This is a genomic window from Streptosporangium sp. NPDC006013 (assembly GCF_040614275.1).
Taxonomy (GTDB): domain Bacteria; phylum Actinomycetota; class Actinomycetes; order Streptosporangiales; family Streptosporangiaceae; genus Streptosporangium.
Map to the genome: position 1 here is coordinate 1 of NZ_JBEXUE010000223.1, position 16086 is coordinate 16086.

Sequence of the window (16086 nt, forward strand, 5' to 3'; positions counted from 1 at the left end):
GGACGATCGCCGCCGCGAAGCCGTACGCCCTGGCCAGCCACTCCAGGGCCGCCGCCACGAGCACGGCCACGGCGACGGTGCACATCACCGGGACGACGCGGCACACCTCGACCGCGGCGCGGGCGACCTTCAGTCTCGGCGGCGGATCGTAGGTGCGGCTCCGGTCGATCTCCTCGGTGGCCCTGCGCAGCTCCACCGGTGGCATGCCCAGGTAGGACGAGCCCGCCTTGGCCTTCTTCGGCGCCGCCGACAGCACCGCGACCAGGCCGTCCTTGGGCACCTTGCGCCCCGGCGCGGTCATCCCCGAGTTGCCGAGGAACGCGCGTTTGCCGATCCGCACATGGTCGACCCGCAGCCGGCCGCCCTCCAGCTCGTACGGCGCCACCATCGTGTCGTCGGCGAGGAAGGCGCCGTCCCCGACGGAGGTCATCGACGGCAGCGCCAGCACCGTCGACAGCTCCACGTCCCGGCCGACCTTCATTCCCAGGGCGCGCAGCCAGGCAGGGGTGACCATGCTCGCGTACAGCGGGAACAGCCAGACCCGCGCCATCGACATCAGCAGGCCCGTCGCCCACGCCTGCCAGGCCTGGCGGCTGTGCACCGGGTGCTGCCCGGCGTGCAGGCCGGCTGAGAGCAGCCGCACCGAGGCAACGGTCAGCAGGACGAGGGTGACCGTGGAGACGACGGTGGCCGTGGGCACCCCGGAAAGGACGGAGGTCAGGGAGGGGGCGCCGCCGCGCAGCAGCACGGCGAGGCCGGGCAGCATGGCGATCACCGGGAAGAGGCCCAGGACCGGCGCGGACAGCCCGTAGACCGCGACCCAGCGCCACGAGCGCGGCGGACGGTCGGCCGACGGCTGGCGGGCCTTGCCCATCCGGCTCGCGGGCACGCCCGCCCAGCGCTCCCCGGACGGCACCGAACCCGCCACCGCCGAGCCGGGCGCGACCTGGGCGTTCTTGCCGATCTTCGCACCGGGGAACAGGGTGGTGCGGGCGCCGACCGTGGCGGAGGCGCCGATCTTGATCTCGCCGACACGCACCCGGTCGCCGTCGATCCAGTAGCCGCTCAGGTCGACCTCGGGTTCGACCGCCGCGTACTTGCCCAGCTTGAGCATCCCGGTTATCGGCGGCATCGAGTGCAGGTCCGCGTCATCGCCGACCTGGGCGCCGAGCGCCCGCGCGTAGTGGGTGAGCCACGGGGCGCTGGACACCTCGCCCACGCCGAGCCGCTCGGCGAGCCGCTCGGCGAACCAGAGCCGCAGATGCGTGCCGCCGCCTCGGGGGTAGGTGCCGGGTTTCAGCCCGCGCAGCAGCAGCCGGGCGCCGCCCGCGGCCAGCGCGATCCGCCCGGCGGGGTTGACGAACAGCAGCGCGCCCGCGAGCACCCACCACCACGAGACGGCCGGGGCCCAGGGCAGGCCCACCAGGTTGTTCAGCGCGGCCAGCGCCACCACCCAGCGCAGCGCGCCGACGGTGAGCAGCGGGATGGTGAGCACCGTCTGTGCGATCGCGGCACGGCGCGGTACCGGCGTGACGATCCGGTCGGTAGTCACGATCTCCGGCGCGTCGAGTGCCGACAGGTGCCCGGCGAGCCGGGGCAGCGTCGGGTTGTCGTAGACGTCGCCGACGGTGACCGCGGGGTAGCGGGTCCGCAGCGCCGAGACCAGCCTGGCCGCCGCGAGGCTGGTGCCGCCCTCGGCGAAGAAGTCGCCCTCGACGACGCCGAGGATGTCCAGCCAGCACTCGGCCACCCACGGGTCGACGTCCGGCACCCCGGTAGGGGCCGGGCCGGACTTCTTGGGCGGCGGCCAGGGCAGGGCATCCCTGTCGATCTTCCCGGAGGTACGCGTCGGCAGGTCGTCCACCAGAGCGATCCGGGGGAGCAGCGCGGCGGGCAGGGTGTGGCGGAGGCGGTCCCTGGCGTCCTGCTGGTCGAACTCCTCGCCGGGTATGACGTAGCCGACGAGCAGCTGGTGCCCGCCACCGGTCGTGCGGACCGCCGCGGCCGCCCCGGCGACCCCGGGCAGCGCCCGCAGGGCCGCGTCGACCTCGCCCAGCTCGATTCTGCGGCCGCCGAGCTTGATCTGCTCGTCCGCCCGCCCGACGAAGAGCAGTCCCTCCGGCTCGGCCCGTACCAGGTCGCCGCTGCGGTAGGCGCGCTCCCAGCCGAGCGATCCGAGCGGGGCGTACTTCTCGGCGTCCTTGGCCGGGTCCAGGTATCTGGCGAGCCCGACCCCGCCGATGACCAGTTCCCCGGTCTCGCCCATCGCCACCGGCTCACCGTCCTTGCCGACAACGGCCAGATCCCAGCCCGCCAGCGGCAGCCCGATCCGCACCGGCCCCTCCCCGGTCAGCGGCGCCGCGCACGCCACCACCGTCGCCTCGGTCGGGCCGTAGGTGTTCCACACCTCGCGCCCCGGCACGGCCAGCCGCTCGGCGAGTTCCGGCGGGCACGCCTCACCGCCGAAGATCAGCAGCCGTACGTCGTCGAGCGTCTCGACCGGCCAGAGCGCGGCCAGGGTCGGTACTGTCGACACGACCGTGATGCCCATGTCGACCAGCCACGGTCCCAGGTCCATGCCGGCGCGCACCAGCGCCCGCGGTGCCGCCACCAGGCAGCCGCCGTGCCGCCAGGCCAGCCACATCTCCTCGCAGGAGGCGTCGAACGCGACCGAGAGCCCCGCCAGCACCCGGTCACCGGGCCCGATGGGCTCCCCGGCCAGGAACAGCCGCGCCTCGGCGTCGACGAACGCCGCCGCGTTGCGATGGGTCACCGCCACGCCCTTGGGCTTTCCCGTGGACCCCGAGGTGAAGATGATCCACGCGTCGTCCTCGGGGCCGGGCCGCCCGCCGTCGCCGTGAGACGGGACGGCCGGGCTGTGTGTCAGGTCGTGTGCCGGACCGACGCCGAAAGGGGAGACGCCGGGGTCGCCGTAGGGGATGATCTTCCCGCCGTCGACGATGACGGCGCGGACTCCCGCCTCGCCGAAGACCAGCTCGGCCCGCTCGTCGGGGTCGTCGGCGTCGACCGGTACGTAGGCGGCGCCCACGGTGAGCACGGCGACGATCGCGACGTACAGGCCGACGGTGCCCGAGGGGATCCGCACCCCGACCCGGTCGCCGCGCCCGACCCCGGCGGCCCGCAGCTCCAGGGCCATTCGCCCGGCCTCGGCCCGTAGGCCGGTGTAGTCGAGGCGGGTCCGCCCGTCGTCCAGCGCGGCCGCGTGGGGGTGGCGCCGCGTGGTCTGGTCGAGGATGTCCAGCAGCGTCCTGGCCTGCGGCGCGGTCCCTCCCGGCAGGAGCGCCCGCGGTGGCACGTCGGTGTCGGCTGGTAACGGACTCACGGTCTTCCCCCATGTGGTGTGAGGCCCTTCCGGCCGCGGAACAGCCTATGTGCACGGGGTTAACGCATTCCGGGTGCCTGGTTGTACGTCGTGTGAACCCCGCCTTTCCGTCACATTCCGGCTGGTCGGCCGCTCGGAGGAGGCCTCGCTCGAAGCGGGGTGCGCACCGTGTCCATGCGGTGCGGGACCGTGAGTTGGTGACGTTGGCCAGGGATCCGCGTCGTGCCCGTTGATGTTCTGCTGGCGTAGCTTAAACTCAACGCATAGTGAATTTTCTGCGACGAACGGTGGCCGTGCTGTCGGCGGTGCTGCAGATGGCGCTGTCGCCGGCCGGTCGTGACACGGGAGTGTGACGCTGTGCGCAGGACACCCGCGGCCCTCGGAAGCACGATCTTCTTCGCGCTGGCGCCGGGCACCGTGGCCGGGTTCGTGCCCTGGTGGATCACCCGGTGGGAGACGGCGGACCCGATGCCGGCGGCGCCGTCCTGGGGCACGGTCTCGCTACGCCTCATCGGCGCGTCATTCGTCGTCGCCGGGGTCGTGGTGCTGGTCAGGGCATTCGTCCGGTTCGTAGTGGAGGGGCTGGGCACTCCCGCCCCGGTCGCACCGCCCGAGCGCCTGGTCATCGGAGGTCTGTACAGATACGTCAGGAATCCGATGTACGTGGCCGTCCTCGCGACGATCGGCGGGCAGGCGCTGCTTCTGGGCCGGCCCGTCCTGCTGCTGTACGGCGCCGTCACGGCCGCGGCCGTCGTCGCGTTCGTCCACTGGTACGAGGAGCCGAGTCTGCGCCGCAGGTTCGGCGCCGACTACGAGAGGTACCACGCGGCCGTGCCCGGCTGGTGGCCCCGTACGCGCGCCTACCACCCCTGATCCCAGGTCCGGCGGGAGGCGGAGCCGCCGTCACGGGCGGGGCAGCCACCCTCTGGTGGCCGCGAGGTAGCCGGCCTGGAAACGGCTGCGTGCTTCGAGCCGCTCCATCAGGTCGGCGGTGACACGACGCAGGGTGCGTACCGAGACGTCGAGCCTGCGGGCCACCGCCTCGTCGGTGAGTCCCGCGGAGAGCAGGCGGAGCACCTCGCGCTCCTGATGGCTGAGGCCCTTCTCGTCGCGCCTGCGCTCCTCACCGAGGGGGGTGGCGGTACCCCAGGTCTGCTCGAACAGCGCGACCAGGGCGGTGACGACGCCCGCGCCGCGGAGCAGGACCGCGCCGACGCTGCTGTCCTCGGGATCCGTCGGCAGCAGGGCCACCCGGCGGTCGAAGACGAGCATGCGGAGCGGAAGGCCGGGAGTGGTGCGCACCTGGCCGCCGCGGTCGGTGAGCCAGGCCGCGTACGCGCTGGTCGGCTGGTCGTTGCGGATGCTGTCGGTGTAGACGACGCGGATCGCCGCACCCCGGTCGAGCAGCGCCTCGTCCAGGGGACGGCTCGCCGCGATGTTGTCCGGCGTCTGGGTGCTCTTCGGCTCGAACCCGAGCAACTCCTGCCGGCACTCGGTGACCTGCTCCTCGATCCTGGTGCGGATCGTGTCGATGCCGACGAGTGACTCGGAGTCCCCGCCGGAGCGCGCCGGGTTCTGGTCGGCGTAGGCCGCGATCATCTGGGCGACGGCCATCCGGCTCCGCTCGATCTCCTGCTGCTTGGCCAGCAGCGCGGCCTCCTCGCGGGCCAGCAGCGCGGCCAGCCCCACCTCCGGCCGGACCAGGCGCAGCACGTCCGGCTCCTCCCAGGAGGGGCGCAGGAGCGACAGCTTGGCCAGCTCGTCCAGCGTGTTGCGGATCCGATGGACCGGCCAGCCCAACTCAAGGCTCAGTTCCATCACGCCGTAGGAGGGATTCTCCAGGATGGTTCGGTAGACGGTTTCCTCGGCGGACCCGATGCCAAGCAGCATGAGCACGACTCCTCCACGGTTCGAGCATGACCAAGACCCGATCTGCGGGCAGGGCCCACGATGGTCTCAGCCTGAAACTAGCCAGGCGCAGTGACGACGGGGTTATGCGCTCGCCTCCGGGGGGCCGGAACGGCGGGTGGCGGGGGCAGGGGAGCCGCTCCCGGGCCGGCCCGCGGCACGCTGGCATGACCCTGCCACGTTAGGGACCTGCCAGGGGAAATACCTGTTCTATTCGCCACATGCCGACCACTGTCGATTCATGTATCTCATCAACGTGCGCCTACGCGCCCCCGAGATCGAAGGCCGCCTGGCCCCACCCGGCGGCCGGATGTCCGCGCGCGAGATCCGGCGTCTGCTCCTGGTGCTGGCGGAGCCCGAGGAAGGGCTTGAGCACGTCTACGGCGAGGAGCGCGCCGGCGGCGTGGACCTCGGCCTCTTCATTCGCAGACGCACCCTCGACGCCGCCGAGAGCGCGGCGGCCCGGCTCTGCGGGCGCTGTCTGGACGGTGTGCCCGAGCTCGCGGGCTGGTCGCTGCTGGGCTGCGGCACCGACCTCGCCCTCGCTCTCGCCCGTTTCGAGGCCTCCGGCGGCCAGGCCTGTCAGCGTCCTGCCATTGCAGCGCGCTGACAGCCCCAAGGCCTTCCGGAATACCCGGATATCAACCAAGAATCGAAGTGTCAGAACAAAGCGGGAAATGTCCGGTGAAAGTAAGCCGGAAGATCACCCGGGAAACAGTGAAAAGGGCGCCGATGATTACCGGCCGAAAGGAAGAAGAACGATGAATGCCGTGGTTTGTCCAGTCGCCCCCGTAATCGGCGTCCGCTCGCTCACCGCCATCCTCACGACCGCCGTGGCGGCCGCGGCCGCGACCGGGAAGAAGGCCGGTGGCCCCGCGGCGGCCGCGGCCCTCATCCTGGCCGGCGGAGCCGGCTGGCAGTGAGCCGACCAGGAGAAATCCATTCGTAACGGGCACCGTGCCCGAGAAGTCGTCCGGGAGGCGACCATCGTGAAGCACCAGGAAGTCGAGTTACTTGCTCTCGGCGCAGGGCCGTCCAACCTCGCCCTCGCCGTGGCTCTCGAAGAGCTCGCTCCGGAACTGGCAACCAGAACGCTGATCATAGAGCAGCACGAGAACGTGGCCTGGCAGCGGGGAATGCTGCTGCCCTGGACACAGAGCCAGGTCTCCTTTCTCAAGGACCTGGTCACTCTGAGGAACCCGCAGAGCAGGTTCTCCTTCGTGAATCACCTGCACTCGGTGGGAAGGCTTAGTGAATTCGTCAACCTGGGTAGTTTCACCCCGTACAGAATGGAGATTTCGAATTACCTGATCTGGGTCGCGGAGTCGCTCGCCCAGGTGCGCATCGAGTACGGCCGGCGTTGCGCGGCGGTCGAGCCGGTCCTGTCCGGTGACGGCCAGATCGAGCGCTGGATCGTCCGGCTCGCCGACGGCTCGACCATCGGCTGCCGCACCCTGGTGGTCGGCGCGGGCCGCGATGCGCACATCCCCGAGGTGTTCGAGACGCTTCCTCGCGAGCGGATCATCCACAGCACCGAGTACAGCAAGGGGATCGCCGGGCTGGACCACGACGCCCCGCACCGGGTCGCGGTCATCGGCGGCGCGCAGAGCGCGGCCGAGATGCTGTGGGCCACCCACCAGAGCATGCCCAACGCCGAGTGCACGATGATCATGCGCTCCATCGGCCTCAACGGCTACGAGAGCAGCAAGTTCACCAACGAGCTCTTCTACGCCTCCTTCGTCGACGAGTTCTACGAGTCGCGCCCCGAGGCCCGCCGCCAGCTCCTCGGCGAGATGCACCGGACCAACTACGCGGGTCTCTCCCCGGGCCTGCTCGAAAGCCTCTACCGGCAGATCTACCTGGAGCGTCTCACCGGACAGGAGAGGATCCGGATGATCACGATGGCCGAGATCTCCCAGGCCAGGATCGAGGGCGGCGAGATCGTCCTCACCCTCAGGGACAGGAAGAGCGGCCGTCACGACGAGCTGCCCTGCGACGTCCTGCTGCTCGGCACCGGCTTCGACCGCCGGATGCCCTCGCTCATCCGCGACCTGGCCACCAGGGCCGGCCTCGGCGAGATCGGCGTCGACCGTTTCTACAAGCTGGCCCTGCCCGCCGGGTCGAGCGCCGCCTGTTACCTGCAGGGCGTCAACGAGGACACGCACGGCATCGCCGACTCCCTGCTCAGCACGCTGGCCAACCGGGCGGAGGAGATCGTCGGCGACATCCAGGAGAGCCGGGCCACCGCCGAGCTCCTGTCACCGTTCGCCCTGCCGGTCGCCTCCTGATCCCCCCGAACCCCCCCTGAAACCCACTGAGGAGAATCCCCGTGGACCTCCGTTCCTATGACCCTGCCCACCTGCGCCCGGACAACGGCCTGCTCGCCAAGAGGCTGCTGCCCTGGGAGACGCTGAACGCCCCGTTCGAGGGGGCCTGGTGCGTCATCGCGCCCGGCACCGCCTCGACCCGGCACGCCCACCACGAGTACGAGATCTTCATCGCGGTCTCCGGCGAGGCGGTCCTGGAGAGCGAGGGCGAGCGCGCCCCCTTCGCCGCCGGGGACGTCGCCTACTTCCCGCCCGGCACCGACCACCAGGTGGTCAACGACGGCACCGCCGACTTCGAGATGTACGGCATCTGGTGGGACCACGACCTCGCCCGCGCGTTCGAGACCCGGCACCTGGAGGAGAAATGACGGGGACGATCGTCATCGCCGCCACCCCGACGCCGAACGGCGACCTGCACGTCGGCCACATGGCCGGCCCCTACATCGCCGGTGACGTCTACGCCCGCTACCTGCGGGCCGACGGCCGCCCCGTCAACTACAACACCTGCACCGACGACAGCCAGTCCTACATGATCTCGACCGCCCACAAGCACGGCACCACGCCCGCCGAGCTGTGCGCGACCTCCACCGCGGCCATCCAGCGGTCGGTCGAGGCGATGGGCATCTCGCTGGCCCCGCTGCCGCCCGTCGACGACTCCTACCGGCAGACCGTGCTCGACTTCGTCACCGCCCTGCACAGCCAGGGGCGCTTCGAACTCCGTACCGTGCGCATGCCGTACGCGGAGAACGCGGGAACCCACCTGTTCGACGGGCTGGTCAAGGGCGAGTGCCCGGCCTGTCTGACCGAGAGCTGCGGCGGGTCGTGCGAGGGCTGCGGCCACCCCAACCACTTCGACGACCTCGGCGACCCGCGCTCGGTCCTGGACCCCGACGACCCGGTGACCTCGCGCGAGGTCACCGTCCTGGTCCTGCCCATCGAGAACTACCGGGAGGAGCTCACCGCCTACTACGCCGCCCGGACGAGCACCTGGCGTGGGCACAGCAGGCAGCTCATCCGCGAAATCCTGGCCCGGCCGCTCCCGGAGATCCCGATCACGGTGCCGTCACCGGGGTGGGGCATCGACGCCCCGTTCGCCGAGACCCCCGGGCAGATCCTCTACCCGTGGGTCGAGGCGATGCCCGCCTCGATCTACAGCACCTGGAAGGCGGCCGGCGGGCCCGAGGGCCCCGTCGACAGCGCCTGGCGTGCCGAGAGCGGCAACCACCTGGTCTACTTCCACGGCTTCGACAACGTCTACTTCTGGGGCATGGTCGACCTGGTCATGCTGCTGGCCCACGGCGACCGCTACATCACCCCGGACGCCAACGTCTGCAACGAGTTCTACGAGCTGGAGAACGAGAAGTTCTCCACCAGCCGTAACCACCTGATCCGCGGCGCCGATCTGGTCGCCGAGGTGCCGCGCGACCTCGTCCGGTTCTACCTCGCGCTCACCTGCCCCGAGGACCAGCGGGCCAACTTCACCAGGGAGGGGCTCGACAAGGTCACCGGCAGGCGGCTGCGCGAGCCGTGGAACGCGCTTGCCGACCGCCTCGACACCCTCGTCACCGACCCGGGGGAGGAGCTCAAGGTCACCGCCGCCGGCCGGCACCGGGCCGCGGTGATCGTCGAGAGGTTCAGGCTCTGCTACGACCTCACCTCCTTCAGCCTGACCAGGGCGGCGGACGGCATCGTCACCCAGCTCGGCAGGTTGCTGACCGCCGAGCGTGACGAGACCGGTGACCTGCTGATGGAGGTACGCGCCTTCCTGGCCTGCGCCGCGCCCATCCTGATCGACGTCGCGGCCGAGGCCGAGGCGGCGGGCGTCGAGCTCACCCTCGACACCTCCGCCGAGACGATCGACGCCTTCTCACTACCGCGACTGCCCGGGAGTCCCCGATGAAACTCCTCGCCCTTGAAGCCAGACAGAACGCCACCTACTACCAGTCCCGCTACCAGCAGGTTCAGGACTTCGGTGCCGAGCTCTACGTGCTCAACGGCATCGGCACCCCGGACTTCTGGCCCAAGGACCGCTACCGCGTCGCGGGCTCCCAGCGCATCGACGACCTCATCACCGAGGCCAAGAACTGGCACGAGCAGGAGCGCTTCGACGGGATCATCACCTTCTCCGAGTCGGCCGTGACCACGGTCGCGGCGGTCGCGGAGGCGCTCGGCCTGCCGGGCGTGGGCGTCGAGGCGGCCAGGACCAGCCGTAACAAGCTGCTGATGCGTGAGGCGCACCGCAGGCACGGCGCCCCGCATCCGGACTTCCGCTTCGTCACCGACCTGCGGGAGGCGCTCGGGACCGCGGACGACTTCGGCTACCCGGTCATCCTCAAGCCCACGCTGGGCGCCGCGAGCAACTTCGTGTTCAAGGTCGACGACAGCGAGGAGATGGCCGAGCTGTTCCCGCAGGCCCTTGAGGGCATCGAGGGGATGTCGTGGTTCGAGATGGAGGCGCACGGCCTCGACCTCGGCCCGCACGGCCTGCTGATCGAGTCGTTCCTGGACGGCGAGGAGTTCCTCATCGAGGCCGTGGCCTGGGACGACGAGGTCTACCTCGGCTCCATCGTGGACCGGATCACCGTCGAGGGCGGCACCTTCGACGACGACGTGCACCACGCGCCGACCTCGCTCACCACCGAGCAGGTGGCCGCGGTCCACCGCGTGGTCAGGGCCGGCGCGCACGCCCAGGGGCTGCGGCGCAGCGTGCTGCACGCCGAGGTCCGCTTCCACCGGGGCGAGCCGTACCTGCTGGAGATCGCGATCCGGCCCGGCGGCGGGGGGCTGGATCTCATCGCCGGGATCACCGCCACGCACAACCCGATCCGCGCGGTCATGGACGTGGCGCGGGGTGCCACGCCGAGGGTGCGTCACTACCGGCCGACCGGCGTCCACGTCACCGCGATGTGCCTGCTCTGCGACGCCGGCCGGATCGCCTCGATCGAGGTGCCGGCCGAGGTCGCCGAGTCCGACCGGGTCTTCTTCCTCAAGATCACCGCCAGGCCCGGGGACGTCATCCGGCGCCCGCCGGAGGGCAACAGCATCCTCGGCTTCCTCGGCACCACCGGCACCTCCCTGGAGGACGCGAGGGAGACGATGCTCGACTACGCATCCAAGATCAACGTCACTTTCGTCCAGGAAGGAGAACTGACATGACACAGCTGGCCACCGAGGCGCCGCAGCGGACCCGGCGGGTGGCGCGCACTCGTCGCTACCTGATGTGCCCGCCCACCCACTTCGACGTCGTCTACTCCATCAACCCCTGGATGAACCCGGACAAGCCAGTCGACGGCGCGCTGGCCAGGCTCCAGTGGGACGGTCTGCTCCGCGCCTTCCTGGCGCTGGGCCACCAGGTGGAGTTCATCGAGCCGCTGCCCGGCTACCCCGACATGGTGTTCGCCGCCAACGGCGCGACGGTCATCAACGGGAAGGTGCTGTCGGCCCGCTTCCGGTACGAGGAGCGGGCCGCGGAGGGCCCCGCCTACCTGGAGTGGTTCCGCGCCAGAGGCTACGAGACCCGCGAGGCGGTCCACGTCAACGAGGGCGAGGGCGACTACCTGCACGCCGGCAGGTACCTGCTGGCCGGCACCGGGTTCCGCACCGACATCCGCTCGCACCGCGAGGCGGAGCGGTTCTTCGGGATGCCCGTGGCGGGGCTGCGCCTGGTGGACCCGCACTTCTACCACCTCGACACCGCGCTGGCCGTGCTCGACCACGACCAGATCATGTACTACCCGGGAGCCTTCTCCAAGGAGAGCCAGGGCGTCCTGCGCGTCCTGTACCCCGACGCGATCATCGCCACCGAGGCCGACGCCGAGGTGTTCGGGCTGAACGCCGTCTCCGACGGCCGCCACGTCCTGATGCCGCCCTCGGCCACCCACCTGATGGACGAGCTGCGCGAGCGCGGCTACGAGCCCATCGGCGTCGAGCTCTCCGAGCTGCTGAAGTCCGGTGGCAGCGCCAAGTGCTGCACCCTCGAACTCAGGGCGGGCCGGTCATGATCGACTACAACGGGCGCCGCTTCACCACCGGCGGCGTCCCCTCCACCGAGAGGCACCCGATCGCCCTGTACCGCCAGGACGGGGACCTGCTGTGGGGCGAGTTCTCCGGCGGGCACGCCCGCCGGGGGACCCTCACCGGGCTCTGCGCCCCCGACGGCACCCTCGACTTCGCCTACACCATGGTCCTCGACAACGGCGCCGTCGTGTCGGGCCACTGCCGCAGCACCCCCGAACTGCTCCCCGACGGCCGCGTGCTGCTCCACGAGACGTGGGAGCGCTACGGCGCCCACGCGGACAGCGGCGTGTCCCTGCTCGAGGAGATCGACCCGAAGACGTTCGCACAGAACCACCAGACGACGGAGAGCCGGACATGACCCTGAACACCATCGCCCGCCCGAACCTGGAGAAGCCCGTCAAGGGCGGCACCGTGACCTGGGCCTGCGCGCCGGGATTCCCCCCGTCCATCATCTTCCCCTTCACCCCGCCCGAGCGCTTCGGCACCCGCAACCTGCTCGAGTTCCAGATCCTGATGTACCGGCCGCTCTACTTCTTCGGCACGCACGGCACCCCCGAGGTCGACTACGACCTCAGCATCGGCGAGCCGCCGCAGTGGAGTGAGGACGGCCTGACCGTCACCGTCACCGTCAAGCCCTGGAAGTGGTCCAACGGCGAGACGATCTGCGCGGACAACGTGCTGTTCTGGGTGAACATGATGGCGGTCAAGGGCGAGCGCTACGGCGAGTACGTCCCCGGCTGCTTCCCCGACAACCTGGTCTCCTACGGCAAGCTCGCCGAGGACAAGGTCTACTTCACCTTCGACAAGGTCTACTCCAAGCGCTGGGTGCTGATGAACCAGCTCAGCACCATCACCCCGATGCCCAAGGCGTGGGACCGCACCGCCGAAGGACCTTCCGACGCCTCCTACAGCCTGGAGAACGTGGCCGCGGTCTACGACTTCCTGATGGGGGAGAACGGCGGCGTCATCGAGGAGGACAACTCCGACCGGGTGCACTGGGCGACGAGCCCGGTGTGGAGCGTGGTCAGCGGCCCGTGGCGGCTGAAGAGCTACACCATGGAGGGCGTCGTCACCTTCGTCCCCAACGAGCACTACTCGGGGCCGAACAAGGCGCACCTGGACGAGTTCCGGCAGGTCCCCTTCATGTCCGACGGGGAGGAGTACCAGAAACTGCTGGAGGGGCCGGACGGGCCCGACGGCGTCCAGGTCGGCTACCTGCCGCTGAGCTTCAGCGCCGAGCCGACGGACGACCCCACCAAGGGCGGCCCCAACCCGCTGGGCGAGAACTACACGCTGGTCCCGCAGGCGGCCTTCTGCATCCGCTACATCCCGCTCAACTACAACAACCCGACGGTCGCCGGCAAGATGCTCGCCCAGACCTACATCAGGCAGGCGATGCAGCACGCCCTCGACCAGGACCGGGCGGCCCGCGACATCTACCACGGCTACGCCTACCGGCAGGACGGCCCGGTGCCCCGCTACCCGGTGAGCGACCTGGTCTCGCCCACCCTGCAGGGCGCGCCGATCCTGCCCTTCGACCCCGATCGGGCCCGCGAGCTGCTGGAGGCCAACGGCTGGGACACCAGCGTGACGCCCGCCGTCTGCGTCAACCCCGGAGAGGGGCCCGGCCAGGCCGGGGCGGGCATCCCCGGCGGTACCAAACTCAGCTTCTCCCTCAGGTACGCCGAGGGCCGGCCCGCGCTCACCCGGCTGATGGAGCAGTTCCGCGACGACGCCGTCAAGGCCGGCATCGAGCTGCGCCTCCAGGAGGTCTACGGCTCGGTCCTGGTGGCCGAGGACGCCCCCTGCGTCGTCGGACCCGACAGCCCCTGCCTGTGGGAGCTGAGCACCTGGGGCGGCGGCTGGGTGTACCACTACCCGAGCGGCGAGATCCTGTTCCGGACCGACGCCGGCGGCAACTTCGGCCACTACACCGACCCCAAGGCCGACGAGCTCATCGACCGCACCCTGACCAGCGACGACCCGGCCGCGCTCTACGAGTACCAGGACTACATCGCCGAGCAGGTCCCGGTCATCTTCATCCCGAACTTCTCGCTGCGGCTGTTCGAGGTGGCCAACAACCTCCGGGGCTTCGAGCCGATCAACCCCTTCGGGATGATCAGCCCGGAGAACTGGTACTACGTCGAGAACGGCGAATGATCCCATGACGCTCGCCGCGGCGCCGGTCGCCGTCATCCCCGCGCAGAACCTCATGGTCCTGCTGCTGCAACTCGGGCTGCTCCTCGGCCTGGCCACCATCCTGGGCCGCCTCTCCGTCAGGTTCGGGCTGCCCGCCCTGCTCGGCGAGCTCAGCGCCGGCATCCTGATCGGTCCCTCGCTGCTCGCCAACGTCGCCCCCGACCTCTCCGCCTGGCTGCTCCCCACCGACCCGGCCAGATTCCACATGATCGACGCCGTCGGCCAGCTCGGCGTCCTGCTGCTGGTGGGCCTGACCGGCATGCATCTCGACCTCGGCTTCATCCGCCGCCAGGGCAGGACCGCCGCCTGGATCAGCGGCATGGGACTGATCATCCCGCTGGTCCTCGGCGTCGGGATCGGCTTCCTGGCCCCCGCCGAGATGATCGCCGAGGGCGTCGACCACACGGTCTTCGCGCTCTTCCTCGGCGTCGCGCTCTGCGTCAGCGCCATCCCCGTCATCGCCAAGGTGCTGATGGAGATGCGCCTGCTCCACCGCGACATCGGCCAGCTCATCCTGAGCAGCGCGGTCGTCGACGACGTGGTCGGCTGGCTGCTGCTCTCGGTGGTCTCCGCGCTCGCCACCGCCGGGGCACGCACCGGGCAGGCCGCGCTGACCGCGATCGCGCTGCTCGCCGCGCTCGTGCTGGTGGCCGTCCTGCTCGGCCGCCGGGTGGTCGCCAGGGTGCTGCGCGCCGCCGACCGGGGCGGGAGCGCCACCACCATCGCCGCAGTGGTGATCATGATCCTGCTCTCGGCCGCGGCCACCCAGGCGATGGGGTTCGAGGCCATCCTCGGCGCCTTCATCTGCGGCGCGCTCGTCGGCTCCTCGCCGGATCTTAAGGTCGCCAGGCTGGCGCCCCTGCAGACGCTCGTCGCCGCGGTGCTCGCACCCATCTTCTTCGCCACGGCGGGTCTGCGGATGGACCTGACCGAGCTGGCCAAGCCGCCCGTGCTGGTGGCGGGGATCGTGGTGCTGGTCGCCGCCATCGCCGCCAAGTTCGCCGGCGCCTACCTCGGGGCGCGCATCGCCAAGCGCACCAAGTGGGAGGCCCTGGCCCTCGGCGCGGGTCTCAACTCCCGGGGCGTGATCGAAGTGATCATCGCGATGGTCGGTCTCCGCCTGGGCGTGCTCACCACCGCGTCCTACACGGTCATCGTCCTGGTCGCGGTCGTGACCTCGATGATGGCGCCACCGCTGCTGCGCTACGCGGCCTCCCGGATCGCCCCCACCGAGGACGAGTCCGTCCGCGAGGAGTTCTTCGACACACTGCAGGGCTCCGACCGGGAGCTCGTGACCACCGCCAAGGAGGCGTGAGATGACCACCGACACCAGGCCGCTGATCCTGGTGGTCTCGACGGGAATGCGGCACTACCGCGAGTACCTGCTGCGCTCCATCGCCACCGAATACCGCATCCACCTCCTGGTGACCGCCGAACCCGGCTGGGAGCAGGAGTACGTCACCGGCTGGACCGTGGTCGCCGACACGACCGACGGCCCCGCGATGGCAGGCGTCGCACTGGAGCTGGCCGCCCGCGAACCCGTGCACGGGGTGCTCTGCTGGGACGAGGCCAGGATCCTGGCCGCCTCGTACGTCTCCGAGGCCCTCGGCCTGCCCGGCGGCGACCCCGAGATGGTGCGCCGCTGCCGCGACAAGCACCGCACCCGTGTCGCACTCGACGCGCTCGGCGTGCCGCAGCCCAGGTCGCTGGCCGTCGCCACGCTGGAAGAGGCCCTGCGGGCCGCGGAGGAGGTCGGCTATCCGGCCATCCTCAAGCCGCGTGGCCTCGGCGGCAGCCTGGGCGTGATCAGGGTCGAGGACCCCTCGGAGCTGGCGGAGCGGTTCGCCTTCGTCCGGGAGCTGACGGTCCCCGACGGGGCGACCTACGAGATTCCCGTCCTGGTCGAGGAGTTCGCCGACGGCCCCGAGGTCAGCGTGGACGCCGTCGTCCAGGGCGGCGTGGTGACCCCGCTCTTCCTCGGCAGGAAGGTCCTGGGCTACGAGCCGTACTGCGAGGAGGTGGGTCACTTCGTCGACGCCCAGGACGCGCTCCTGCAGGACCCGGAGTTCTGCCGCGTCCTGCAGGACACGCACACCGCTCTCGGGTTCACCGACGGGTTCACTCACACCGAGATCAAGCTCTCCTCCAGGGGACTGCGCGTCATCGAGGTGAACGCCCGCCTGGGTACAGCCGGCCTGGGCCACGCCACCACCGCGCTGACCGTGCACAGCCTGCGCGGGATCTTCGGGCTCGGCCGCACCGCCCGCTCCAAGATCATTCCTTTCATGCTGG

General features: G+C 70.6%; 14 protein-coding genes. 12 read left to right on the forward strand and 2 right to left on the reverse strand.

Annotated features, from left to right (window positions below):
- Positions 1–3343 (reverse strand): Pls/PosA family non-ribosomal peptide synthetase (locus tag ABZ260_RS29160; protein WP_355624185.1); only part of this gene is annotated, 3343 nt, incomplete at its 3' end.
- A 357-nt stretch (positions 3344–3700) separates the two neighbouring features.
- Here ABZ260_RS29160 and ABZ260_RS29165 point away from each other — a divergent pair.
- Entirely contained in the window at positions 3701–4216 is a 516-nt protein-coding gene (locus ABZ260_RS29165) for a methyltransferase (RefSeq protein WP_355554183.1), read from the forward strand.
- 30 nt (positions 4217–4246) lie between these two features.
- Here ABZ260_RS29165 and ABZ260_RS29170 read toward each other — a convergent pair whose 3' ends face one another.
- Positions 4247–5233, reverse strand: coding sequence for a helix-turn-helix transcriptional regulator (locus ABZ260_RS29170; RefSeq protein ID WP_355624215.1), 987 nt, complete (start codon positions 5231–5233; stop codon positions 4247–4249).
- A gap of 259 nt (positions 5234–5492) precedes the next feature.
- Here ABZ260_RS29170 and ABZ260_RS29175 point away from each other — a divergent pair, with 259 nt between their 5' ends.
- The 11 genes from ABZ260_RS29175 to ABZ260_RS29225 all read left to right on the forward strand — a co-directional run.
- On the forward strand, positions 5493–5861 hold the full coding sequence (locus tag ABZ260_RS29175; RefSeq protein ID WP_355554189.1) for a hypothetical protein: 369 nt from the start codon (positions 5493–5495) through the stop codon (positions 5859–5861).
- A 151-nt stretch (positions 5862–6012) separates the two neighbouring features.
- On the forward strand, positions 6013–6174 hold the full coding sequence (locus tag ABZ260_RS29180) for a hypothetical protein (protein WP_355624188.1): 162 nt from the start codon (positions 6013–6015) through the stop codon (positions 6172–6174).
- A 66-nt stretch (positions 6175–6240) separates the two neighbouring features.
- Positions 6241–7539, forward strand: coding sequence for a SidA/IucD/PvdA family monooxygenase (locus ABZ260_RS29185; RefSeq protein ID WP_355624191.1), 1299 nt, complete (start codon positions 6241–6243; stop codon positions 7537–7539).
- A 41-nt stretch (positions 7540–7580) separates the two neighbouring features.
- Positions 7581–7946 carry a cupin domain-containing protein gene (locus ABZ260_RS29190; RefSeq protein ID WP_355624194.1) on the forward strand — a complete coding sequence of 122 codons (366 nt, stop codon included), beginning with the start codon at positions 7581–7583 and terminating at the stop codon, positions 7944–7946.
- Positions 7943–9478, forward strand: coding sequence for a class I tRNA ligase family protein (locus tag ABZ260_RS29195; protein ID WP_355624197.1), 1536 nt, complete (start codon positions 7943–7945; stop codon positions 9476–9478). Before ABZ260_RS29190 ends, ABZ260_RS29195 begins: the two co-directional genes overlap by 4 nt.
- Positions 9475–10734 (forward strand): ATP-grasp domain-containing protein, encoded by a 1260-nt coding sequence (locus ABZ260_RS29200; RefSeq protein ID WP_355554204.1) that lies wholly within the window; start codon positions 9475–9477, stop codon positions 10732–10734. Before ABZ260_RS29195 ends, ABZ260_RS29200 begins: the two co-directional genes overlap by 4 nt.
- A complete protein-coding gene (ddaH, locus tag ABZ260_RS29205) occupies positions 10731–11579 on the forward strand; it encodes a dimethylargininase (protein WP_355624200.1) in 849 nt (282 codons plus the stop codon). Before ABZ260_RS29200 ends, ddaH begins: the two co-directional genes overlap by 4 nt.
- Positions 11576–11953, forward strand: coding sequence for a hypothetical protein (locus ABZ260_RS29210; protein ID WP_355624203.1), 378 nt, complete (start codon positions 11576–11578; stop codon positions 11951–11953). The genes ddaH and ABZ260_RS29210 overlap by 4 nt, the downstream gene beginning before the upstream one ends.
- Positions 11950–13755 (forward strand): ABC transporter substrate-binding protein, encoded by a 1806-nt coding sequence (locus ABZ260_RS29215; RefSeq protein WP_355624206.1) that lies wholly within the window; start codon positions 11950–11952, stop codon positions 13753–13755. The genes ABZ260_RS29210 and ABZ260_RS29215 overlap by 4 nt, the downstream gene beginning before the upstream one ends.
- Before the next feature lie 4 nt (positions 13756–13759).
- Entirely contained in the window at positions 13760–15109 is a 1350-nt protein-coding gene (locus ABZ260_RS29220) for a cation:proton antiporter (RefSeq protein ID WP_355624209.1), read from the forward strand.
- A gap of 1 nt (position 15110) precedes the next feature.
- Positions 15111–16086: ATP-grasp domain-containing protein (locus ABZ260_RS29225; RefSeq protein ID WP_355624212.1), on the forward strand; the 976-nt coding region annotated here is incomplete at its 3' end.

Excerpts from the sequence above, each read along its gene's own strand:
- ABZ260_RS29170 (WP_355624215.1), bottom strand. The coding sequence starts at position 5,233 with ATGCTGCTTGGCATCGGGTCCGCCGAGGAAACCGTCTACCGAACCATC.
- ABZ260_RS29175 (WP_355554189.1), top strand. The coding sequence starts at position 5,493 with ATGTATCTCATCAACGTGCGCCTACGCGCCCCCGAGATCGAAGGCCGC.
- ABZ260_RS29180 (WP_355624188.1), top strand. The coding sequence starts at position 6,013 with ATGAATGCCGTGGTTTGTCCAGTCGCCCCCGTAATCGGCGTCCGCTCG.
- ABZ260_RS29195 (WP_355624197.1), top strand. The coding sequence starts at position 7,943 with ATGACGGGGACGATCGTCATCGCCGCCACCCCGACGCCGAACGGCGAC.
- ABZ260_RS29200 (WP_355554204.1), top strand. The coding sequence starts at position 9,475 with ATGAAACTCCTCGCCCTTGAAGCCAGACAGAACGCCACCTACTACCAG.
- ddaH (WP_355624200.1), top strand. The coding sequence starts at position 10,731 with ATGACACAGCTGGCCACCGAGGCGCCGCAGCGGACCCGGCGGGTGGCG.
- ABZ260_RS29210 (WP_355624203.1), top strand. The coding sequence starts at position 11,576 with ATGATCGACTACAACGGGCGCCGCTTCACCACCGGCGGCGTCCCCTCC.
- ABZ260_RS29215 (WP_355624206.1), top strand. The coding sequence starts at position 11,950 with ATGACCCTGAACACCATCGCCCGCCCGAACCTGGAGAAGCCCGTCAAG.
- ABZ260_RS29220 (WP_355624209.1), top strand. The coding sequence starts at position 13,760 with ATGACGCTCGCCGCGGCGCCGGTCGCCGTCATCCCCGCGCAGAACCTC.